At 73.3% G+C, this 20,976-nt stretch carries 14 protein-coding genes, 1 tRNA gene and 1 riboswitch; of the genes, 7 read left to right on the forward strand and 8 right to left on the reverse strand.

Annotated features, from left to right (window positions below; translation table 11 throughout):
• Positions 1–397 precede the first annotated feature (397 nt).
• Entirely contained in the window at positions 398–961 is a 564-nt protein-coding gene (locus tag ACWC91_RS30275; RefSeq protein ID WP_225076308.1) for a MarR family winged helix-turn-helix transcriptional regulator, read from the reverse strand.
• 176 nt (positions 962–1,137) lie between these two features.
• On the opposite strand from ACWC91_RS30275, the gene ACWC91_RS30280 reads away from it, so the two are divergent.
• On the forward strand, positions 1,138–2,409 hold the full coding sequence (locus ACWC91_RS30280) for an MFS transporter (RefSeq protein ID WP_281157416.1): 1,272 nt from the start codon (positions 1,138–1,140) through the stop codon (positions 2,407–2,409).
• A gap of 66 nt (positions 2,410–2,475) precedes the next feature.
• On the opposite strand, the gene ACWC91_RS30285 is transcribed toward ACWC91_RS30280, so the two are convergent.
• A complete protein-coding gene (locus ACWC91_RS30285) occupies positions 2,476–4,152 on the reverse strand; it encodes an ATP-binding SpoIIE family protein phosphatase (protein ID WP_225076309.1) in 1,677 nt (558 codons plus the stop codon).
• Between the two features lie 234 nt (positions 4,153–4,386).
• The gene (locus tag ACWC91_RS30290) at positions 4,387–5,763 is read right to left on the reverse strand and encodes an NAD(P)/FAD-dependent oxidoreductase (protein WP_225076310.1); all 1,377 of its coding nucleotides are present in this window, start codon (positions 5,761–5,763) and stop codon (positions 4,387–4,389) included.
• Between the two features lie 396 nt (positions 5,764–6,159).
• Between ACWC91_RS30290 and ACWC91_RS30295 the strand changes: the two genes are divergently transcribed.
• Entirely contained in the window at positions 6,160–6,927 is a 768-nt protein-coding gene (locus ACWC91_RS30295) for a TetR/AcrR family transcriptional regulator (RefSeq protein WP_225076311.1), read from the forward strand.
• A 183-nt stretch (positions 6,928–7,110) separates the two neighbouring features.
• Positions 7,111–9,177, forward strand: coding sequence for a sigma-70 family RNA polymerase sigma factor (locus ACWC91_RS30300; protein ID WP_450643719.1), 2,067 nt, complete (start codon positions 7,111–7,113; stop codon positions 9,175–9,177).
• On the opposite strand, the gene ACWC91_RS30305 is transcribed toward ACWC91_RS30300, so the two are convergent.
• The gene (locus ACWC91_RS30305; RefSeq protein WP_225076313.1) at positions 9,164–11,263 is read right to left on the reverse strand and encodes an asparagine synthase-related protein; all 2,100 of its coding nucleotides are present in this window, start codon (positions 11,261–11,263) and stop codon (positions 9,164–9,166) included. The two genes, ACWC91_RS30300 and ACWC91_RS30305, sit on opposite strands and share 14 nt — an antisense overlap.
• 683 nt (positions 11,264–11,946) lie before the next feature.
• Between ACWC91_RS30305 and ACWC91_RS30310 the strand changes: the two genes are divergently transcribed.
• The 4 genes from ACWC91_RS30310 to ACWC91_RS30325 all read left to right on the forward strand — a co-directional run bounded on the left by ACWC91_RS30310 (position 11,947) and on the right by ACWC91_RS30325 (position 16,933).
• On the forward strand, positions 11,947–13,371 hold the full coding sequence (locus tag ACWC91_RS30310; RefSeq protein ID WP_225076314.1) for an MFS transporter: 1,425 nt from the start codon (positions 11,947–11,949) through the stop codon (positions 13,369–13,371).
• An 85-nt stretch (positions 13,372–13,456) separates the two neighbouring features.
• Positions 13,457–14,677 (forward strand): L-2-hydroxyglutarate oxidase, encoded by a 1,221-nt coding sequence (gene lhgO / locus ACWC91_RS30315; RefSeq protein WP_450643718.1) that lies wholly within the window; start codon positions 13,457–13,459, stop codon positions 14,675–14,677.
• 68 nt (positions 14,678–14,745) lie between these two features.
• Complete coding sequence (gene trmB / locus ACWC91_RS30320) at positions 14,746–15,570, forward strand: tRNA (guanosine(46)-N7)-methyltransferase TrmB (RefSeq protein ID WP_450643717.1); 825 nt, start codon at positions 14,746–14,748, stop codon at positions 15,568–15,570.
• 19 nt (positions 15,571–15,589) lie between these two features.
• Positions 15,590–16,933 (forward strand): PrsW family intramembrane metalloprotease, encoded by a 1,344-nt coding sequence (locus ACWC91_RS30325; protein ID WP_225076543.1) that lies wholly within the window; start codon positions 15,590–15,592, stop codon positions 16,931–16,933.
• An 18-nt stretch (positions 16,934–16,951) separates the two neighbouring features.
• Here the strand turns inward: ACWC91_RS30325 and ACWC91_RS30330 are convergent, their stop codons facing one another.
• The 4 genes from ACWC91_RS30330 to ACWC91_RS30345 form a co-directional block, all read right to left on the reverse strand.
• On the reverse strand, positions 16,952–17,896 hold the full coding sequence (locus ACWC91_RS30330) for an aldo/keto reductase (RefSeq protein WP_225076317.1): 945 nt from the start codon (positions 17,894–17,896) through the stop codon (positions 16,952–16,954).
• Between the two features lie 116 nt (positions 17,897–18,012).
• Positions 18,013–19,071 (reverse strand): M23 family metallopeptidase, encoded by a 1,059-nt coding sequence (locus ACWC91_RS30335; protein ID WP_225076318.1) that lies wholly within the window; start codon positions 19,069–19,071, stop codon positions 18,013–18,015.
• Between the two features lie 11 nt (positions 19,072–19,082).
• Positions 19,083–19,239, reverse strand: a riboswitch (cyclic di-AMP (ydaO/yuaA leader).
• Positions 19,240–19,469: 230 nt separating this feature from the next.
• A tRNA-Met gene (locus ACWC91_RS30340) sits at positions 19,470–19,543 on the reverse strand.
• A 99-nt stretch (positions 19,544–19,642) separates the two neighbouring features.
• The gene (locus ACWC91_RS30345; protein ID WP_225076319.1) at positions 19,643–20,773 is read right to left on the reverse strand and encodes a dihydrofolate reductase family protein; all 1,131 of its coding nucleotides are present in this window, start codon (positions 20,771–20,773) and stop codon (positions 19,643–19,645) included.
• Positions 20,774–20,976: the final 203 nt, after the last annotated feature.

Raw genomic sequence — 20,976 nt, forward strand, 5'->3', positions numbered from 1 at the left:
AGATCTTTTTCCGATCCGATTTCCTCGGCGCTTTCCAGTTCTTCGCTCTCGCGTTTCCCTTTCCGGCGGTTCCGACTCTATCAGATCCTTTCTCGGCCTGATCCCCAGTCAGCGGGGTTTGTCTTCGTGGCCGTTGGGCCGTTCCGACGTCTCAAACCTTAGCGGATCCCCTCGGCGATTCCCAATCGGGCCCTCTCGGCGCCGAATCAAGATCGACAAGTCCCATTCGAAATTGAATTCGGGCACGCCGAAAACAATCCCGGATGGGAGATCGTGCTGATGGTTTGAGTGCCGCTCATGCGGCGGAGGTGTCGACGAGGAACCGTTACGGCTCCGCGGCAACCCGGAGAACATTACGGATCCGGCAGGCGACTGTCAAGCGTCCCCGCCTGGGTTTTCAGTCGAGGTCCGAGAGCCGGCCGCCGGCGTCCGGCTGGGCGTGCTCGACCCGGCGCAGGATCCTGGTCAGGACCTCGCCGAGGGCCGTGCGCTCGGCCGGGGACAGGTCCTGGAGGAGGTCGCCCTCGAAGACCGTGGCCAGCCGCATGACCTCGAGCCACTTCTCGCGGCCCTCGGACGTCAGCTCCACGATGACCCGGACGCGGTTGGCCTCGTCGCGTTCCCTGTTGACCAGACCCTCGGCCACCATCCGGTCGATGCGGTGGGTCATCGCGGCCGGGGTGAGGCCGAGGCGCTTGGCGAGGTCGCTCGGGCCCAGGCGGTAGGGAGCGCCGGAGAGGACGAGGGCCTTCAGCACCTCCCAGTCGGCGTTGCTGATGCCGAGCGCGGCGGTCTGCCGGCCGTAGGCCACGTTCATCCGCCGGTTGAGCCGGGACAGCGCGGAGACGATCTGCTCGACCTGGGGGTCGAGGTCCTGGAACTCGCGCTGGTAGGCGGCGATCTGCTCCTCGAGCGCAGGCTCGGTGCCGATGCCGTCGGTGCCGCCGGGGTTGTCGCCCATGCCCGCAGTATGGCACGGAAGTGCTTGGCGTTGAAGTCCTTCCAGGTGTATTGTTTAGCATCGAACTTTAGCTTCGAAGTCTTCGGTTCTAACTACTGACTACTTCAAGCACCCATGTCCACTGCTTGCTGTCTGCTTAAGAGAGGGTGAACGTGACCAGGGCGATGGGCGCAGCGATGCGCCGGATCCACGTGGGCAACGCACTCAGCGCGTTCGGGCTCGGCTTCACCGTTCCCTACCTGTACGTCTATGTGGCGCAGGTGCGAGGTCTGGGAGCCATGACGGCGGGGATCGTCCTCGCCGTCTTCGCCGTGGCCGCGCTGATCGTGCTGCCGTTCGCCGGCCGGGCGATCGTGCGGCGCGGCCCGCTGCCGGTCCTGCTCGCCGCCCTGGTCACGGCGGCGCTCGGCGCCCTGAGCCTGGGGCTGGCGGGCGGAGCCGAAACCGTACTGCTGTCGGCGGCGGCGCTCGGCGCGGGGCAGGCCGTGATGCAGCCGGCGCTGGCGACGATGATCGTGGACTGCTCGACCGCGGAGACGCGGTCGCGGGCGTTCGCGATGCAGTTCTTCCTCCAGAACCTCGGGCTGGGCGTCGGCGGCCTCATCGGGGGGCACCTCGTCGACACCACCCGGGTCTCCTCCTTCACGCTGCTGTTCGCGATCGAGGCGGCGGTGTTCCTGCTGCTGGTCGTGCTGATGGCGACGGTGCGGATGCCGCACGCGCCGCGGATCCCCGACGACTCGGCGCGGGCCGGACAGCCGGCGGGGGACGGCTGGAGGCAGCTCGTCGGGAACCGGGCGATGGTGCAGCTGTGCGTGCTGGGCTTCGTCCTGTTCTTCGCCTGCTACGGGCAGTTCGAGTCGGGCCTGAGCGCGTACGGCGTGGAGGCCGCGGGCATGGCCACGTCGACGCTGGGGACAGCGCTCGCCGCGAACACGCTGATGATCGTGGTGGCGCAGTTCGCCGTGCTGAAGTTCGTGGAGCGGCGGCGGCGGTCGCGCATGATCGCGGCCGTGGGGCTGATCTGGGCCGTGGCGTGGGCCGCGGCGGCGTACGCGGGACTCGGGCACACCAGCCGGGCCATGGCAACGGCCGCGTTCATCTCGACGTACGCCCTGTTCGGGCTCGGTGAGGCGATGCTGTCGCCGACGGTCGCGCCGCTGGTGGCGGACCTCGCTCCGGAGGGGATGGCCGGGCAGTACAACTCGGCCTTCGCCCTGGTGAAGCAGCTCGCGCTGGCGCTCGGCCCGGCCGCGGGCGGGCCGCTGGCGGCCTCGCTGCCGGGGCCGTACGTGGTGACGTTCCTGTTGTTCTCGCTCCTGATCACCGTCCTGGCGCTGCGGCTGGGGCGGGGGCTCAGCCCCGCGCAGGACCATCCGTGGGCCGCTCGGAGCCGGGTGGTCGCCCGGGGCGGGGTGGCCGCGGAGCCGGTGGGCGCGGAGGCCTGAGCCCGCGCCCGCCGGCCGGCCGTGGGGCCGCGCCCCGGACCCCCGCTCGCCGGCGGACGGTTCGCCTCAGCGCTGGCCCCGCCGGCCCGCTGTCTCCGGCAGGGTGAACTCGCACCACACCGCCTTGCCGCCGCCCGGGGTTCTGCGTGAACCCCAGTTGGTGGCGATGGTGGCGATGATGGCGATGCCGCGGCCCGACTCGTCGCCCGGGTCGGCGCGGCGGCGCCTGGGAAGGTGGTCGTCGCCGTCGGTGACTTCGACGATGAGGCGGCGGTCGGTGCGCCGGAGCCGCAGTCGCATGGGCGGGGTGCCGTGCTGGAGGGAGTTGGCGACCAGTTCGCTGGCGGCGAGGACGCCCAGGTCGTGCAGATCGGGCGGGAAGCGCCAGCTGGCGAGGACGCCGGTGGCGAACGCACGTGCGCGTGGGGCCGCTTCCACTCCGCCGAGCAGTTCCAGTGCGGCGTTGCGGAAGAGTTCGCCGTCCGGGCCGGTGCGGGCGGGGTGCTGGAGGACGAGGACGGCCACGTCGTCGTCGTGGTCGGCCTGCACACCGGCCGAGCGGACCAGGCGGTCGCAGACCACCTGCGGGGAGCCGGTGGCGCCGGCGAGCGCGCGTTCCAGCGCGGCGATCCCCTCGTCCAGGTCCTCGTCGCGGCGTTCCACCAAGCCGTCGGTGTAGAGGACCGCCGTGGAGCCGGGGCCCAGCGGGACCGAGCCGGAGGCGTGCACCCAGCCGCCGGTGCCGAGCGGCGGGCCGGTCGGTTCGTCGGCGCGCAGCACGGTGCCGTTCTCGTCGCGGACCAGGATCGGCAGGTGCCCGGCGGAGGCGTACACCAGCCGGCCCTCGTTGGGGTCGTGGACGGCGTACACGCAGGTGGCGATCTGGTTGGCGTCGATGTCCGCGGCGAGGCCGTCCAGGAGTTGCAGGACCTCGTGCGGGGGCAGGTCCATGCGGGCGTAGGCGCGGACGGCGGTGCGCAGTTGGCCCATGACCGCGGCCGCGCGCACCCCTCTGCCCATCACGTCGCCGATGACCAGTGCCGTGCGGCCGCCGCCGAGGGTGATGACGTCGTACCAGTCGCCGCCGACCGCGGCCTCCGTGCCGCCCGGCCGGTAGGTGGCGGCGATGCGCAGGTCGTCGGGCTGCTCCAGCACCTGGGGCAGGAGCGAGCGCTGGAGGGTGACGGCGGTCTCGCGCTGCCGGCGCTCGCTGGCGCGCAGGCGTTCGGCGGCGTCGGCGTGGTCGGTGACGTCGGTGGCGAAGACCAGAACGCCGCGGCCGTCGTCCTTCGGTTCGGCGACCGGTGTGCACGTGAACGTGTACGAGCGGCCGTCGGGTGCCTTGCGGGACTTCAGGGTGCGGGGCCTGCCACTGCGCAGCACCTGGTCCAGGAGCGGGAGCAGACCCAGTTCGCGCAGTTCGGGCAGGGCCTCGCTGGCGGGTCCGCCGAGCGGGCGTACGCCGAAGGCCGCCGCGTAGGCGTCGTTGACGTAGGCGATGCGGTGGTCGGTGCCGTGGACGAGGGCGACGAGGGCCGGGACACGGTCGAGGACCTCGCGTGCGGGGAGTTCGTCGACGGCGGGCACCGGCACCGTCTCGTCGGTCAGTTGTTCGGCGCGGGCCGGGGGTACGGTGCCGTCCGCCCGCCGGTCCGGGACGGTCGCGAGATCGGGCCGAGCCGCCGTGCGGCGCTGCGTTCCGTTGATTCCGGGGAGCCGGGCGCTCCAGCGCGTGAAGTTCACGAATCCTTGCCTCGTGTCGTCGTCTCAGGCCAGCTCCGGGCCCGGCCGGGGGTCAGGGGCCGCGCGGCGGTGACCGCACATTCTTACTGTTCCGGGGATGCGGCACAGCGGGAATGCGTCATCCGTGCCGGGCGGGCGGCTGCCCGTCCTCGGCCGCGGGCCGGTTGGGTGGTGTGGCCGACCGCGCCGACATCCGTTGGACGCCGGGGCGTGCGGCGGAGTTCCCCGGTCCGGTCAGGACGACCCTTTCGGGTTGATGTTCGGGTCGAGAGGATGTTTTCCACCGGCCGCGAGTTCGAACTCCGCCCGGGGATGTTCGAGTGAACCCAGGGAGACGATCTCCCGTTTGAAGAGTCCCGCCAGCATCCATTCGGCGAGCACCCGGGTCTTGCGGTTGACCGTGGGCACCCGGCTGAGGTGGTAGGCGCGGTGCATGAACCAGGCGGGGTAGCCCTTCAGTTTGCGCCCGTAGACCTGCGCGACGCCCTTGTGCAGTCCGAGTGAGGCGACCGAGCCGGCGTACGTGTGCGCATACGTCTCCAGGGGCTCGCCGCGCAGGAAGTGGCTGATGTTGTCGCCCAGGAGCCTGGCCTGACGGACCGCGTGCTGGGCGTTGGGAGCGGTCAGGCTGCCCGGTTCGCCGGTGGTGACGTCGGGGACGGCGGCGGCGTCGCCCGCGGCCCAGGCGTGCTCGACACCCTCGACGGTCAGCTGCGCGGTGCACTTCAGGCGCCCGCGGTCGTTCAGCGGCAGGTCGCTGGCGGCGAGGATCGGGTGCGGTTTGACGCCCGCGGTCCACACGACCGTACGGGTCGGGAAGCGCTGTCCGTCGCTGAGGACGGCGATCCGGTCGGCGCACGATTCGAGGCGCGTCCGCAGGAGGACCTGGATGTTGCGGCGCCGCAGTTCGGTGACCGTGTAGCGGCCCATCTCCTCGCCGACCTCGGGCAGGATGCGGTCCGAGGCCTCGACGAGGATCCACTTCATGTCCTCGGGCTTGACGTTGTGGTAGTAGCGGGCGGCGTAGCGGGCCATGTCCTCCAGTTCGCCGAGCGCCTCCACGCCCGCGTACCCGCCGCCGACGAAGACGAAGGTGAGGGCCGCGTCGCGGATCGCGGGATCGCGGGTGGAGGAGGCGATGTCCATCTGCTCGATGACGTGGTTGCGCAGGCCGATGGCCTCTTCGACGGTCTTGAAGCCGATGCCGTAGTCGATCAGGCCGGGGATGGGCAGGGTGCGCGAGACGGATCCCGGGGCGAGGACGAGTTCGTCGTACGTCAGCTTCTCGGTGCCCCCGGTCTCCTCCGTGGCGAGGGTGGTGAGGGTCGCGGTGCGGTGCGCGTGGTCGATGGAGGTGGCCTCGCCGACGATGATGCGGCACCGGTCGAGAACGCGGCGCAGCGGGACGACGACGTGCCGGGGGGAGATCGCGCCGGCCGCGGCCTCGGGCAGGAAGGGCTGATACGTCATATAGGGATCGGGCGTGACCACCGTGATCTCCGCCTCGCCCCGACTGAGCTCCTGTTTCATCCGCCGCTGCAGGCGCAGGGCCGTGTACATCCCGACGTAGCCGCCGCCGACAACGAGAATGCGCGCACGTTCCTTCACCATCCCATGACGCACCCGACGCTCTCGTTTGTCCACAGCCCCGACGAATTGTGTGACCGTCGGCCGGAGCGGCGCGGGGTTGGCCGAATTGTCGACGTGCGAGGAAAGGACGCAGGTCAGTGGGTGTTCGCCGGGGGACGGAAGGGGGTGCAATACGGACGTATGCGGCTCGTACTCCGATCGGGGGGCGCTCCGTGCGGAACCTGCCCCTTCTGAATTGACTCCCTCTCAACTATGTTCGTGTGTCGACGGGGTGTGGGGGATGTGATCCGAGCGAGCCCGCCGAGTACCACCGGCTCTCGGGGGCGGGCCCGATCGTGCGTGATCCCGTTCCGCGCACTCCGGAATCAGGGACGGGGAGAGTCTCCGGGGGGAGACGTCATTACCGGGGGATCACATATGCACATTCAGGGCACTCATTGGTCCACCGCGTCCGCCATGGCACCCGGTGGCGGGGCGATGGGCGCTGCGGCGGGCAACGCGCACGGGGACGAGCCCCGGACGGGCCGCACGGCGCCGCTGCGCGTGGACGCACAGCGCAACCTCGAGCACGTGCTGCGGGCGGCCCGCGAGGTCTTCGGCGAACTGGGGTACGGCGCGCCGATGGAGGACGTGGCGCGGCGCGCCCGGGTCGGCGTCGGCACGGTGTACCGGCGTTTCCCGAGCAAGGACGTCCTGGTGCGGCGGATAGCCGAGGAGGAGACCTCCCGGCTGGCCGACCAGGCGCGGGCCGCGCTCGGCCAGGAGGACGAGCCGTGGTCGGCGCTCTCCCGCTTCCTGCGGACGTCGGTGGCCTCCGGCGCCGGGCGGCTGCTGCCGCCGCAGGTGCTGCGGGTCTCTGTCACCGAGGACCGGGCCGACCCCCGGGTGCCGCAGCAGCGCGCCCAGCCGGGCTCCGGGGAGCTCAGGCTCGTGGCCGACGGGGCGGCGCTCAAGTCCGGCGCGGTGGAGGACGACGCGGGGGCGGCGGCGCTGCTGGAGGTCGTGGGCCGGCTCGTGGAGCGGGCGCGCGCGGCGGGCGAACTGCGGCCGGACGTGTCGGTGTCGGACGTGCTGCTGGTCATCGCGACGGCGGCGCCCTCGCTGCCGGACGCGGCGCAGCAGGCGGCTGCTTCGGCCCGGCTGCTGGACATCCTGCTGGAGGGGTTGCGCTCGCGGCCCGCGTGAGCCGTGTCCCTCGCGTGAGACGTGTCCGGCGGGCCGCCCTCTTGCGGGTGAGGACGGTACCCGGCTGCGACCGGGCCCCACGGACGGGTGGAGGATCCCTGCCGCCGGGGCCCGGCGGCGGTCGGTGTGGCAGTCTGACCCGGTGATCGGGAGGGTCTGGCCGGCTACGGGGGCGTTTGCGCGATGAGCGTTGACGGGCGTGATGACGGCGTCGGTGACGGCGGGTCGCGGACGGCCGGGCCGGATTCTCCGCAGGTGCCGGCCCAGGGCGGACCGTCCGGGGTTCCGCGCGGCACCGGGCGGGCCAAGGGAGGCCCCCCGGCACGGGTCGGCGTACCGGTCCAGGGCGGCTCCCCGGCACACGGCGGCGTACCGGCGCAGCGCGAGCGGCTCGAGGCGAGCGAGCCGCCGTCCGCGGCGGAGCCTGCGCTCTCGGCGGACCTGCCGCCGTCGGACGCCGAGCTGGTCGGGCGGGTGCGTGCGGGCGACGGCAGCGCGTACGAGGAGCTGTACCGGCGCCACGCCGACGCCGTACGCCGGTACGCGCGCACGTGCTGCCGGGACTCCCACACGGCCGACGACCTGACCGCCGAGGTGTTCGCCCGGGTGCTCCAGGCGGTGCGCGGCGGCTCCGGCCCCGAGCACGCCGTACGCGCCTATCTGCTCACCACCGTCCGGCGGGTCGCCGCGCGGTGGATCAGCACCGCCCGGCGCGAGCAACTGGTCGACGACTTCTCGGTGTTCGCGGCGCAGGCGGGGCGGGCCGCGGAGCTGTCGGAGGGCGCCGTGTCCACCGGCTCCTTCGGAGCGGGCCTGGACCTCGGCGCCGACGTGCGCGCGATGCACGAGGCCGAGCAGTCGATGGCCATGCGGGCCTTCCGCTCGCTGCCCGAGCGGTGGCAGGCCGTGCTGTGGCACACGGAGGTCGAGGACGAGTCGCCGAGCGCGGTCGCCACGCTCTTCGGGCTGGACGCCAACGGCACGCGGGTGCTGGCCAGCCGGGCCCGGGAGGGTCTGCGGCAGGCCTACCTCCAGGCACATGTCAGTGCCGCCCTCTCCGCCGACGGGGAGTGCGCCCGGTACGCCGACCAACTCGGCGGCTACGCCCGCGGCAAGCTGCGCACCCGTGCCGAGCGGGGGCTGCGCAAGCACCTGGAGGAGTGCGCCAGGTGCCGGCTGGCGGCCACTCAGATCGCGGAGGTCGCCGGCGGCATCCCCGCCGTGGTCCCGGTCGCCGTCATCGGCTGGTTCGGCGCCGCCGGGTACGCCAAGGCGCTGGGCATCGTCGCCGGCGGCGCGGGCGCTGCGGGCGCGGCGGGGGCCGCGAGTACCGCGTCCGGGGGTGCCTCCGGTGGCGGGGGCACGGCGGCTTCGGAGGGGCTGGGCGCGCCGATCAAGGCGGGGATCGCGGCCGGTGTGGTCGCCGTGGCCGCCGCGGCGGCGGTCGCGCTCGCGCTGGTCGGCCGGGAGGCCCCGGTCGGGAAGCCGGAGGCGCGGCCCGTCGCGTCCGTCCCGGTCGTCGAGCCGCAGCCGCCGACACCGACGCCCCCTCCTGCACCCGCACCGGCCGCACCGGCCGCGACGCCGGAGCCGCCGAGGCCGGCTCCGAAGCCGGTGCCCGAGCCGCCGAGGCCCGCACCGAAGCCGACACCGAGCGCCAAGCCTCCGGTGCCTCCCACCGCGGCGACGCAGCCCCCCGCCGCCGTCTCCACACCGGCACCCGAGCCGTCACCGTCGCCGACGCCCGCCCCGACCAAGGAGCCCGCGCCCACCCCCACGCCGACTCCCCCACCGGCGCCGACTCCTCCGCCCGCGCCGGTGGTCTACCCGTGGAACGAGCTGAAGTACGACATCACCGGAGACGGCACCCGCCCCGAGATGCGGCTCGGCGCCAGCAGTTGGGTGTGGCAGCGCCACAGCCTGTCGATCGCCGGCAAGCGGTACGCGCACGGGGTGACCGTGCACGGCGAGTCCTCCGTCACCATCGACCTCAACCGGGAGTGCTCCGCCTACGACGCCGTGGTCGGTGTCGACGATCTGACGGCCGGGCTCGGCCGGGTCTCCTTCTCGGTGTACGCCGACGGCGTCCGGGTGTGGAACTCGGGGACGATCGCGGGCGGTGACCCGGCCGTCCCGGTCCATGTGAGCCTCGCCGGCCACCGGACCGTACGGCTGGTCGTCGAGCCGCACAGCGCCTTCGACACCGTGGCCCTCGCGGACTGGGCCGAGTCCGGGTTCACCTGCCGCTAGGGCTCGGCCGGCCGCCGGAGGCCAGCGCGCCCCGCTGCGGGGCGATGCCCGCCGGTACCGCGCGGGCACGCGCGGGTGTGCCGGTCCAGCAGGTGCCGCGGCGGGACAGCAGGCGCCGCAGCCACAGCTCCAGGGACACCAGCTCCGCCAGGCCGTCCAGCGGCAGCGGCGCGCCCTGCGCCGCCGTGCGCAGGGCCTTGCGGACCACACGGGCCTCCACCAGGCCGGCCTCGGCGAGCAGGGGGGTGGCGAACAGGTCCACCAGGTCGTTCACGGCCACGCGCAGGCCGGTGCGGGACGCCGCCGCGGCCGAGGCGTGCGAGGGGGCGCCCCAGCCGGGTGGCAGGTCACCCACCCCGGCGCCCTGGAGGACCGTGCGCAGGATCACCGCACGGGCGCCCGGCTGCACCCGCAGGGCCTCCGGCAGGGCCCGGCAGGCACGGACGACCTGGTTGTCCAAGAAGGGTGTGTGCAGCCGCTGGGAGCGGACCTCGGCCGCCTGCTCCAGCACCCGCAGGTCCGCCGCCTGCCGGGCGAGGGCGGCACGCGCGCGGTAGTCGCCCGGCCGCTGCCCGGGCCCCACCCCCGAGCGGATCGTCGTCCCTTGCAGGCGAACCGATACTTCAGCCAGTGCCTCTCCGGTCAGCCACCGGGCCGCCGGCCCGGGTCTCGCCCAGGTGAGTGCGGCCAGCGACGCCCCGACGGTGCCCCCGGGCTCGTCGAAGCGGCGGTGCATCAGCCGTTCGGCGAGCGCGTCGAGTCCCGCGCGGTAGGGCGTCCGCGCCAGCCGCCGCGCCGCGCCGTACACGCGCGCGGGGACCATGACCGATCCGTCGGCCTTGGCGAGCGCGGCGACGGGGCGGACCAGGTGGCGGCGCTTGCGGTCCATCAGCAGGTCGGCCAGGCGCGCCGGGTGGGCGTCCAGGACCTGCCGGGCGCCGTGGCCGGTGAAGTGGTCCGCGCTGCCCGCCGCGAGCCGTGCGCGGTGCCGTGCCGCCGCGACCAGGGACGGGCCGGGCTCGTCGGTGAGGGGGCCGTCCAGCTCGGCGTAGGGCAGCACGTCCTCGCCGCCGGTCACCACGACGTGGTGCAGGCGGGGGTTGGCCGCGAGCGTCCCGGCGCGTTCCAGTTCGGCCTCGCGCCCGTCGGCCGTCAGATCGTTGAAGGTGACCGCGAGCAGGCGCTCCCCCGCTCCCGTGCCGTGGCCCAGGAGGGTGCCCGGCCGGCCCGGAAGGCCGGCGGCCAGCAGCGCGAGCGTTCCCGAGGCCGGTCCGCCGGACAGGTCTGCCCCGATGCCCGGCACCGGCATCCCGCGGGCCGCGCGGCGCTCGGCGGGGCCCATGCCGGGCACCGGGCCGGGGTCGACGTCGGGCACGTGCCGGGGCGCGGACAGCCGGGCGCGGACGGCTTCCACCAGCGCGTCGCGCACCGCGTCGACCGCGCTGTCCGGGTCGGCCGGCGGTGCGGCCACCGCGAGCGAGGCGACCGGCTCGTACCCGGCGACCTCACGCGCCCCCGCCCGCAGGATCAGCGCGTGCCCCGGCGGGATGCGCCGTACGCCCTCGTAGGGCGTGGAGTCGTCCAGCGCGGCCGGTACGTCGGGGGCGGCCAGCAGGGCGGCCAGGTGCCCGAAGTCGAGGTTGGCCTCGATGAGGTCGGCGAGCGGCAGCGCGGCCGTCGCGTACGCCGTGCCGCCGGCCCACGGGGTGTGGAACACCGGGCGGGCTCCGGCGAGATCGCCGCAGACGGTGATGCGGCGGCCCACCTGCACGACGGCGGTGTAGCTTCCCGGCCAGGCCGTCAGATGCCTGAGCGCGCCACCGCGCGCGGCGAACAGGCCGACCCGCAGCTGTTCGTCGGAGGCCCCGCAGATGCCGAGCACCGCGATCCTGGTCCGGGCGTCGGCCTGCACCACGCGGACCTCGTCCGGGCGCCAGTCGCCGACCGCCCACAGCGGGTCGGGGTCGCCCCACAGGAGCTGGGAGCCCACCGGGTGCAGGGTCTGGCCGTCGTGTCCGGTGGCACCGGCGGAGCCGAGCCCGGCAACGCCCGCGGCGGTGCTGCTCCATCCCACCAACCACCGCATCGAAGCCTCCACCGCCTGTGGGCAACCAGTGCACCGCAACGAACCGGGTCACCATGCTGCCACGAAGGAGGCGCGCCGGAGGGGAGGCGGAGCCGCCTTCGGTGCACCGCACACGCCCCCGTGCGCCTGCCGCGGTGGTGGCGAACGCCCGTACCGCGCAAGGCTTCCGCGACTCGAATGCGCCCCCTGATGCGCTCCCCGCAACACCCTTCGCGCCCTCAAGTGCCGTGGTGGGAGCCGTAGTCGGCGCTGGGAAGCGGGATCGATTTTCGGCCAATTCCTCGCCATGGGGACACGTGTGCGCACGCTCCGTACTCGCTCTGCGCGTCGCGCAGACAACACGTGGTCCGGGAGGCGGAGTTCGCCCCCCGGACCGTTCCGCCACCCGCGGGGATGAAGGCGGCGGTGTCCCCCAGCCCACTGGATCCAGTACAGCGGGCCGACCCACGCAGGACCATGGAACCGCTCCCCCGGTGGCCGGAGAAGAGCGCACGGACGGGCGCACGGCCACACATCGGGGGCACGCCGCAACCCTGCGTGCAGGGACCGCACTTGAGTGCGGGCCACAATCCCGCCATCCGGAAGAATGCCCCTTAACGCTTGGGATGCGGCGAACTACGCTGGGTTTACGAATGCCGCGTGGTTATGCCAGCGCGGCAGCCGTCTGTGTCGAGGGGTGGCGCATGTCCAGGGAGCAACGCGGGCCGAACGAAAAGCTCGGCGCCGTTCTCGCCCTCGCGGGAATCAGCAACGCAGGACTCGCGCGGCGCGTCAACGACCTCGGCGCCCAGCGCGGGTTGACACTTCGCTACGACAAGACCTCGGTGGCGCGCTGGGTTTCGAAGGGGATGGTGCCGCAGGGTGCGGCGCCGCACCTCATCGCGGCCGCCATCGGGCAGAAGCTCGGCCGCCCGGTGCCGCTCCACGAGATCGGCCTGGCGGACGCGGATCCCGCACCCGAAGTGGGCCTCTCCTTCCCCAGGGACGTGGGCCAGGCGGTGAAGTCGGCGACGGAGCTGTACCGGCTCGACCTCGCCGGCCGCCGGGCCGGCTCCGGCGGCATCTGGCAGTCGCTCGCCGGATCGTTCGCAGTGAGCGCATACGCAACGCCCGCCTCGCGCTGGCTGATAACCCCGGCCGACAGTTCGGTGGCGCGCGAGGCAGGCCCTGCGGAGGCCTCCGGCGGACCGATCAAAGTCGGCCACAGCGATGTGCGCAAGCTGCGGGAGGCCGCCGAGGACGCCAGGCGCTGGGACTCCAAGTACGGAGGCGGCGACTGGCGTTCGTCGATGGTGCCGGAGTGCTTACGCGTGGAGGCGGCGCCGCTGCTGCTCGCCTCGTACTCCGACGAGGTCGGCAGGGCGCTGTTCGGCGCCTCGGCCGAACTGACCCGGCTCGCGGGCTGGATGGCCTTCGACACCGGCCAGCAGGAGGCCGCACAGCGCTACTACATCCAGGCGCTGCGCCTGGCCCGTGCCGCCGCCGACGTGCCCCTCGGGGGCTACGTCCTGGCCTCCATGTCCCTCCAGGCGACCTACCGCGGCTTCGGCGACGAGGGCGTCGACCTCGCGCAGGCCGCCCTGGAGCGCAACCGGGGCCTGGCCACGTCCCGCACCATGAGCTTCTTCCGGCTCGTCGAGGCACGCGCCCACGCGCGCGCGGGCGACGCCCAGGCGGCCGGCGCCGCCCTGAAGGCGGCCGAGGGCTGGCTGGAGCGGTCCCGCGACGGGGACAACGACCCGTCCTGGCTCGGCTTCTACGGCTACGACCGGTTCGCCGCCGACGCCGCCGAGTGCTACCGGGACCTGAAGGCACCCCGCCAGGTCCGCCGCTTCACCGAGCAGGCGCTGTCCAAGCCGACGGAGGAGTTCGTCCGCTCGCACGGCCTCAGACTGGTCGTCTCGGCCGTCGCCGAACTGGAGTCCGGCAATCTCGACGCGGCCTGCGAGCAGGGCGTGCGGGCCGTGGAGGTCGCCGGGCGGATCTCCTCGGCGCGCACCACGGAGTACGTCAAGGACCTCCTGCACCGGCTCGAGCCCTACAGCGACGAGCCGCGCGTGGTCGAGCTGCGCGAGCGGGCCCGCCCGCTGCTGATGACCCCGGCCTGAGCCCCGCCAGGCCGGGCACCCCGGCCGCGCGGTCCCGCCGGTTCGAGGGCATTGTCAGTGGCGCAGTGCACTATCGAGGCGGGAGGTGGAGCAGGTGCGGCCGGACATCGCTTACGACTGCGACGTGCTGGTGATCGGAGGTGGCATCGTCGGCCTGTCGACGGCGTACGCGATCACGCGCGCCGCGCCGGGCACGCGCGTGACCGTGCTGGAGAAGGAGCAGGGCCCGGCCCGGCACCAGACGGGACGCAACAGCGGGGTGATCCACAGCGGGATCTACTACCGGCCGGGTTCGCTGAAGGCGCGGTACGCGGCGGGGGGCGCCGCCGAGTTGGTCAAGTTCTGCGCGGAGTACGGCATCGCGCACGAGGTGACCGGCAAGCTGATCGTGGCGACCGGGCGGGAGGAGCTGCCCCGGCTGCACGCGCTGGTGCAGCGCGGCCGGGAGAACGGCATTCCGGTGCGCGAGCTGGGCCCCGCGCAGATCGAGGAGTACGAGCCGGAGATCCGCGGACTGGCCGCGATCCACGTGGGGACGACGGGCATCTGCGACTTCACGGCGGTGGCCCGGCAGCTGGCAGAGGCGTCCGGCGCGGAGATCCGGTACGGGGCCCGGGTGGTGCGGGTGGACCGGCGCCCGGAGCTGGGGGTGGCCGTCCTGACGGGGCGCGGTGAGGTCGTCCACGCGCGCGTGCTGGTCAACTGCGCGGGGCTGTACTGCGACGAGGTGGCGCGGCTGACCGGGGACGAGCCCGGGGTACGGATCGTGCCGTTCCGCGGGGAGTACTACGAGCTGGCGCGGCCGGAGCTGGTGCGTGGGCTGGTGTATCCGGTGCCCGACCCGGCGTTCCCCTTCCTCGGCGTGCATCTCACCCGCGGGGTCGACGGCGGTGTGCACATCGGGCCCAACGCGGTGCCGGCGCTGGCCCGAGAGGGCTACGGATGGGGGGTCGTACGGCCGCGGGAGCTGGCGGGGACGCTGGCCTGGCCCGGGTCGTGGCGGATCGCCCGCCGGCACTGGCGGTACGGGGCCGGGGAGCTGCGGCGGTCGGTGTCGAAGGGCGCCTTCACGCAGGCGGTGCGCCGGCTGATGCCGGGGGTACGGGAGGAGGACCTGGTGCCGGCCGCCGCCGGGGTGCGGGCGCAGGCCGTCCTGCGCGACGGCACGCTGGTGGACGACTTCCTGATCCGGGAGGGTGCCCGGGCGGTGCACGTGCTCAACGCGCCCAGTCCCGCGGCGACCGCCTCGCTGCCGATCGGGCGGGAGGTGGCGAGGAGGGCCCTGGCCGTCCTCGCGTCGACATGAAGCGCGCGCCGGGTCCCGTCGGCCTTGAGGGCCGGTTCGTGCCGGCCCCACGTAAAATCGTTCCCACTGTGACTGACTCGCTGAACACCCCCCAGGCTCCCGCCCCCGGTGAGCTGCCCCAGCACACGCCCGGCGTGTCCGTGCGGCACACCCGGGCCAAGGGGGAGCCGCGTTTCCCCGACGGGCCCAAGGCCGATCCGGCCGGCTCGCACTTCGAGCGGCGGATCCGCAGCTTCCAGCCGCGTCGGAGCCGGGTGACCGCGGGACAGGCGGACGCGTTGCAGCGGCTGTGGCCCGCCTGGGGGCTGGACATCGACGGACAGCGGGTGATCGACCTCGCCGAGCTGTTCGGGAACTCGCGCCCGGTCGTGCTGGAGATCGGCTTCGGGATGGGCGAGGCCACCGCCCGGATGGCGGCCGAGGACCCGGACACCAACATCCTCGCCGTCGACGTGCACACCCCGGGCCAGGGCAACCTGCTGAGCCTCGCCGACCGGCACAAACTCGGCAACGTCCGCGTCGGCAACGGCGACGCCATCATCCTGCTGCGCGAGATGCTCGCCCCCGACAGCCTCGACGGGCTGCGCGTCTACTTCCCCGACCCCTGGCCGAAGAAGCGGCACCACAAGCGGCGGCTGATCCAGCCGGAGTTCCTGACGCTGGCCGCCGCCCGGCTCAGGCCCGGGGCGGTCGTGCACTGCGCGACGGACTGGGAGCCGTACGCGCAGCAGATGCTCGACGTGCTGACGGCACACCCGGACTTCGAGAACACCCGGGCCGACGGCGGTTTCGCGCCACGTCCCGGCTTCCGGCCGCTGACCCGTTTCGAGGGCCAGGGACTGGAGAAGGGTCATGTGGTGAACGATCTGCTCTTCCGCCGCGTGCCCAGGTGACCTCGTGAGGGCCGATGCCGTGGTCACCTGCCCCCCGTACCCGACACCTCCCGGCGCTCCCGGCGGCACGTCCCGCCACGCGCACTGGTGGCAGCGGCGATGGGTCAGGTACGGCGCCCTCGTCACCCTGCTCGCCCTCTCCGGGCTGGTCATCCTCGCCCTGGTGCGCCGGCAGACCGGCACCGAGGGGTTCCTCGTCGGGCTCGGGCTCGCGGTGCTGCCCGTACCGCTGCTGACGGCCGCCTTCCGCTGGCTGGACCGGGTCGAGCCCGGCCCCTGGCGGAACCTGGTGTTCGCCTTCGCCTGGGGCGCCTGCGCGGCGGCCCTGATCGCGATCGTCGCCAACAGCTTCGCCACCCACTGGATCGCCACGGCGACCGCCGATCCCGCGAGCGCGGACACCCTGGGCGCGACCGTGATAGCGCCGGTCGTGGAGGAGTCCGCGAAGGCCGCCGCCGTCCTGCTGGTCTTCCTCTTCCGCAGACGCGACTTCACCGGCATCGTCGACGGGGTCGTCATCGCCGGGGTGACCGCGACCGGCTTCGCGTTCACCGAGAACATCCTGTACCTCGGCAACGCCTTCGGCGCCGACCAGCTCACCGGTGACCGGGGCATCGCCTCCGTCACCGCGGCGACCTTCTTCGTCCGCGTCATCATGTCGCCGTTCGCGCACCCGATGTTCACCGTGCTCACCGGCATCGGCTTCGGCATCGCCGCGATGTCCGGGAACCGCCGCCTGCGCCGCCTGCTGCCGCCGCCGGCCGGGCTGCTGCTCGCGATGGGCATGCACGCCCTGTGGAACGGCTCGACGACCTTCGGCGAGTACGGCTTCTTCGCGGTGTACGCCGCCTTCATGGTGCCCGCGTTCGGGCTGCTGACCTGGCTGGTCGTCTGGACCCGGCAGCGCGAGCTGAGGACCGTGCGCGAGGAGCTGCCCGCGTACACCGCCGCCGGATGGCTCACCCCGGCCGAACCGTTCGCCCTGGCCTCCATGCGGGCGCGCAGACTGGCCCGCGACCACGCCCGGCGCCACCTCGGCAGGACGGCGGCGCGCACCGTCGCCCAGTACGAGGCGTACGCGACCTCGCTGGCGTTCCTCCGGCACCGCGGGCGTCTGGGGCGGACCGGCGCCGACTTCGCCGTACGGGAGCGGGAGCTGCTGCACGAGCTGTGGCGCAGGCGGGAGGTGGCGCAGCCGGCGCTGGACCACGCGGCCAGGATGGCGACGCCCATGGCCGCGCCGGCCTGGCCGGGCTACGGGGTGTACGGGGTCCACGAGGTGCACCCGCGGCCGCTGGGGTACGGGTCGTACGGACCGGCGGCGCCGTATCCCTCGTACAACCCGTACCGGACGCAGCCGTAGCGGCCCCGGGGACGGGAGTTACGCCGACGCCCGCGTCAGCTTCCCGAGCTCCTCCTCCGTCAGCCGCAGCTCCGCGACCCCGAGCAGTGCCGGGAGCTGTTCCACCGTCCGCGCCGAGGCGATCGGGGCGGTCACCGTCGGCTGCGCGGCGAGCCAGGCCAGGGCCACCGTGGCGACCTCGGCGTCATGGGCCCGGGCGACCTCGTCCAGGGCGGTGAGGACCTTGTGGCCGCGCTCGGTCTCGAGGTGCTTGGCCGCGCCCTGCGCCCGCGCGCTGTCCACCGTCGCACCGGGCCGGTACTTGCCGGTCAGGAAGCCGGAGGCGAGCGCGTAGTACGGAACGGCGGCCAGGCCGGACCGCTCGGCGACGTTCTCCAGCCCGCCCTCGTAGGTGTCGCGCGAGACCAGGTTGTAGTGCGGCTGGAGCGCCACGTAGCGGGCCAGGCCCTCGCGGTCGGAGAAGTCCAGGGACTCCTGGAGTCGCTCGGCGGAGATGTTGGAGGCGGCGATGTGCCGCACCTTGCCCGCCCTGACCAGCTCGTCGAGCGCGCCGATGATCTCCTCGACGGGGACTTCCGGCTGGTCGAAGTGCGTGTAGTACAGGTCGATGTGGTCCGTGCCCAGGCGCCTGAGGGAGGCATCGGCCGCGGCCTTGATGTTGGCGGCGCTCAGACCCCGGTAGTCGGGGTGCTGGCTGACCTTGGTGGCGATGACGACGTCGGAGCGGTTGCCGCGCTCCTTGATCCACTTGCCGATGATCGTCTCGGACTCGCCGCCCTGGTTGCCCTCCACCCACGCGGAGTAGGAGTCGGCGGTGTCGACGAAGTTGCCTCCGGCGGCCGTGTAGGCGTCGAGGACGGCGAAGGACTGCTCCTGGTCGGCGGTCCAGCCGAAGACGTTGCCGCCGAGGGCGAGCGGGAAGACCTCGAGATCGGACGAACCCAGTTTGCGTAGAGAAGTCATGTCCAACATCAACAACCACGCCGGAGCGGCCCATTCCGGGCTGGGCCGCATCCGGCCGCAAAGGTTGCGCAAACCGGTCTCACAGGCTCGTCAAGGGTGTGACCGGTCCGTGTTCGTCAGGGGGTGATGCCCTTGCCGCGCAGCCACGCCAGCGGGTCGACCCCGGTGGACTCGCCGCCCGGGTGTACCTCCAGGTGGAGGTGGGGCCCGGTGACGTTGCCGGTGGCGCCCACACGGCCGATCACGTCGCCCGTGCTGACCTTCTGGCCGACGCTGACGCTGATCGACGACTGGTGGCAGTACCACAGCTCGGTGCCGTCCTCGAGGGTGAGGATCGTGCGGTAGCCGTAGGAGCCGGCCCAGCCGGCCTCGGTGATGGTGCCGGTGTGGATCGCCTTGAGCAGGGTGCCCGTGGGCGCGGCGAAGTCGAGGCCGGTGTGGTAGCCGGAGGACCACATGGAACCGGCCTGACCGAAGGTGGAGGTGAGCGTGTACGAGGAGGTGGGCAGCGCGTACTGCTTGGCCAGTTCGGCCAGCCGGGCCTCCTCGGCCTTCCGCGCGGCCTCCTCGGCCTTCCGCTTGGCCTCCTCCTCCGCCTTCTTCTTCTCGGCGGCGGCCTTGGCCTCGGCCGTCTCCCGCGCCTTCGCCGCCTCCTGGGCGGCCTTCTTGGCGACGGCGGCCTCGGCATCGGCCTGGGCCTTGGCCTCGATCTGGACCTGCTGCTGCTCGGCCTGCGCCATGATCCGGTTGCGCAGCACCTCGCCGGCGTCCGAGGTGCCCTCCTCGGCCTCGGCGGCGGACACGCCGACGCCGCTGAGCGCCGTCGCCGAGCCCACGGGGTCGGCGTTGGAGGAGTCGTCGAACAGGGAGCCCACGGAGGGCAGGTCGGGCAGCGAGATGGACACCGGCGGCTTGCCGCTGTTGGCGCTCGCCATGCCGCCCGCGCCGACGGCGGCGATGACGCCGACACCGAGAACGGTGGAGCTGCGGGCGAGTCCGCCGCCGCGCTGCTTGGCGACACGGTGCCGGCCGCGCACGGGACGGATGGTCTCCGCGGTGGGGTTCCACTCCTCCCAGGGGCCCTCGCCGGCGCGGCGGCTGTCGTAGCCGAAGGTCTCTCCGTGCTGCCGGCTCGGCGCGAACGGGGCTTCCGGAGCAGGCGGGTTGGACGCCACGAAGGCGCACTCCTTTCCTTCCGTCTCGCCTACCGGGTTAGCTGACGGGTTCGGAGCGGGAAGGTCTCCTACGCGCGTAAACAAGCCGTGCGTACACGGCGGTTACGCTCGATTCACCCCAAGTTGGTGGTTCCCCGGTTCCCTTGCGGGATTCGGCGTGCGCGCACGGAGCCGCCTCTTGTGACGGCTGGGACGACCGTGCTGCGTTATCGAACGTTAATAGACTCGGGGCTCGGATTCCAAGCCGTTCGACTTGATCGCTAAACCTTCCGGCACGACCTTACGGTCCATGACCACCGAAAACCGGGCGAGTTGCCCGCATCGCGGAGGAGAGTCGTGTGTCCGCGAAACACTCAGGGCCGGAATCCATTGATCGGATTCCGGCCCTGAGCCTTCAGTAGCGGGGACAGGATTTGAACCTGCGACCTCTGGGTTATGAGCCCAGCGAGCTACCGAGCTGCTCCACCCCGCGCCGTTGTGACACCAGTATATGCCATCCGGAAGGCTGCTCGCACCCACCTCACCTCCCACCGCCCGTCACACGGTTCCCGGGCGTACGGGGAGGTCCCGCTCAGCCGAGCAGATGGCGGTTCGGCTCCCTGGCCCGCTCCTCGAACTCCGGCACCACGACGACGTCCGCGCCACCGGCCGCCAGCACCCCGGTCCCGTCGGCGCCCTCGACGAACGTGTCCGGCTCCCGCCACGCCGTCACCACCCGTCGCACCCCGGCGTCCAGAATCAGCCGGGCGCACGGACGCGGCCGGGAGGCGCGGCGGGCGCACGGCTCCAGGCTGCTGTACACCGTGGCGTCCGGCAGTCGCGGATCCGCCGGGTCGACCTTGGCCAGCGCCGCCTCCTCCGCGTGCACGACCGGGTCGCCGCCCTCCCGCGAGTACCCGCGGGCGAGTTCGGTCCCGTCGGCGGCGACCACCACGGCGCCCACGCTGAACGCGGTCCGGGACGGCGGGCACTGGGCCGCCAGCTCGCAGGCGAGCCGGAGCCAGTGCCGGTCCGCGGGCACGGCGCGGCCGGCGGTGCCGGGAGCGGTGGGCTCGTAGCGCACGAGGACGACGTCCTCGATGGTCCGCGTCTCCACCAGCCGCAGCCGCCCGCCCTGGTAGGTCCCGGGCCCGAACAGCCGGGGCGCGTCCGCGTCCCCCACGAACAGCGGGGCGAGCACGAGCTGCACCTCGTCCGCGAGCTGCTGCTGGAGCAGTTGTGTGTGGACGGTCCCGCCGCCCTCGACCATGAGCCGGCGCACCCCGCGTACGTCGTGCAGGTGCTCGAGCAGCCGGGGCCAGCCGAGTTCGGCGCCCAGCGGCACGACATCGGCGGCCAGGCCCGTACGCCGCAGCCGCAGCGCGCCCTCGTCGGTCGTGTAGAGGACCTTCTCGCCACCGGTGTGCCAGAAGGGCGCCCCGGGGTCCAGCTCGCCGGAGGCGCTGACCGCGACCTTCAGCGGGTACTCCGGCTTCCCGGCGGCGCGGCGGACGGCCCGCCGCGCCGGCGAGTTCACCAGCAGCCGCGGGTTGTCGGCCCGCAGGGTGCCGGCGCCGATCAAAATCGCGTCGGCCGACGCCCGTACCTCGTCGACCCGGTCGAAGTCGGCGGGACTGGAGAGCAGCAGGCGCTCGGGTCCTGTGTCGTCCAGGTAGCCGTCGAGCGAGACGGCGGCGGACAGCAGGACGTACGGGTGGGGCATCGACGCCCTCTCTCTCGGCGACGGACTGGCTCCCAGTGTGACCGACCCCGCCGGTCGCGGGCGGGGCCCCACCGTGGCGGAGCCGCGCACGCGAAGCGGGCGGGCCGCCCGCCGGCCGGTAAGGATCAGTGACCGAGGTGGATGCGGAACCGGAGACGGCAGATGACGGCGTCGGTGTGGCGGCGGACGGCGCGGTCCAGGAC

The sequence above is a fragment of the Streptomyces sp. NPDC001204 genome, assembly GCF_053598035.1.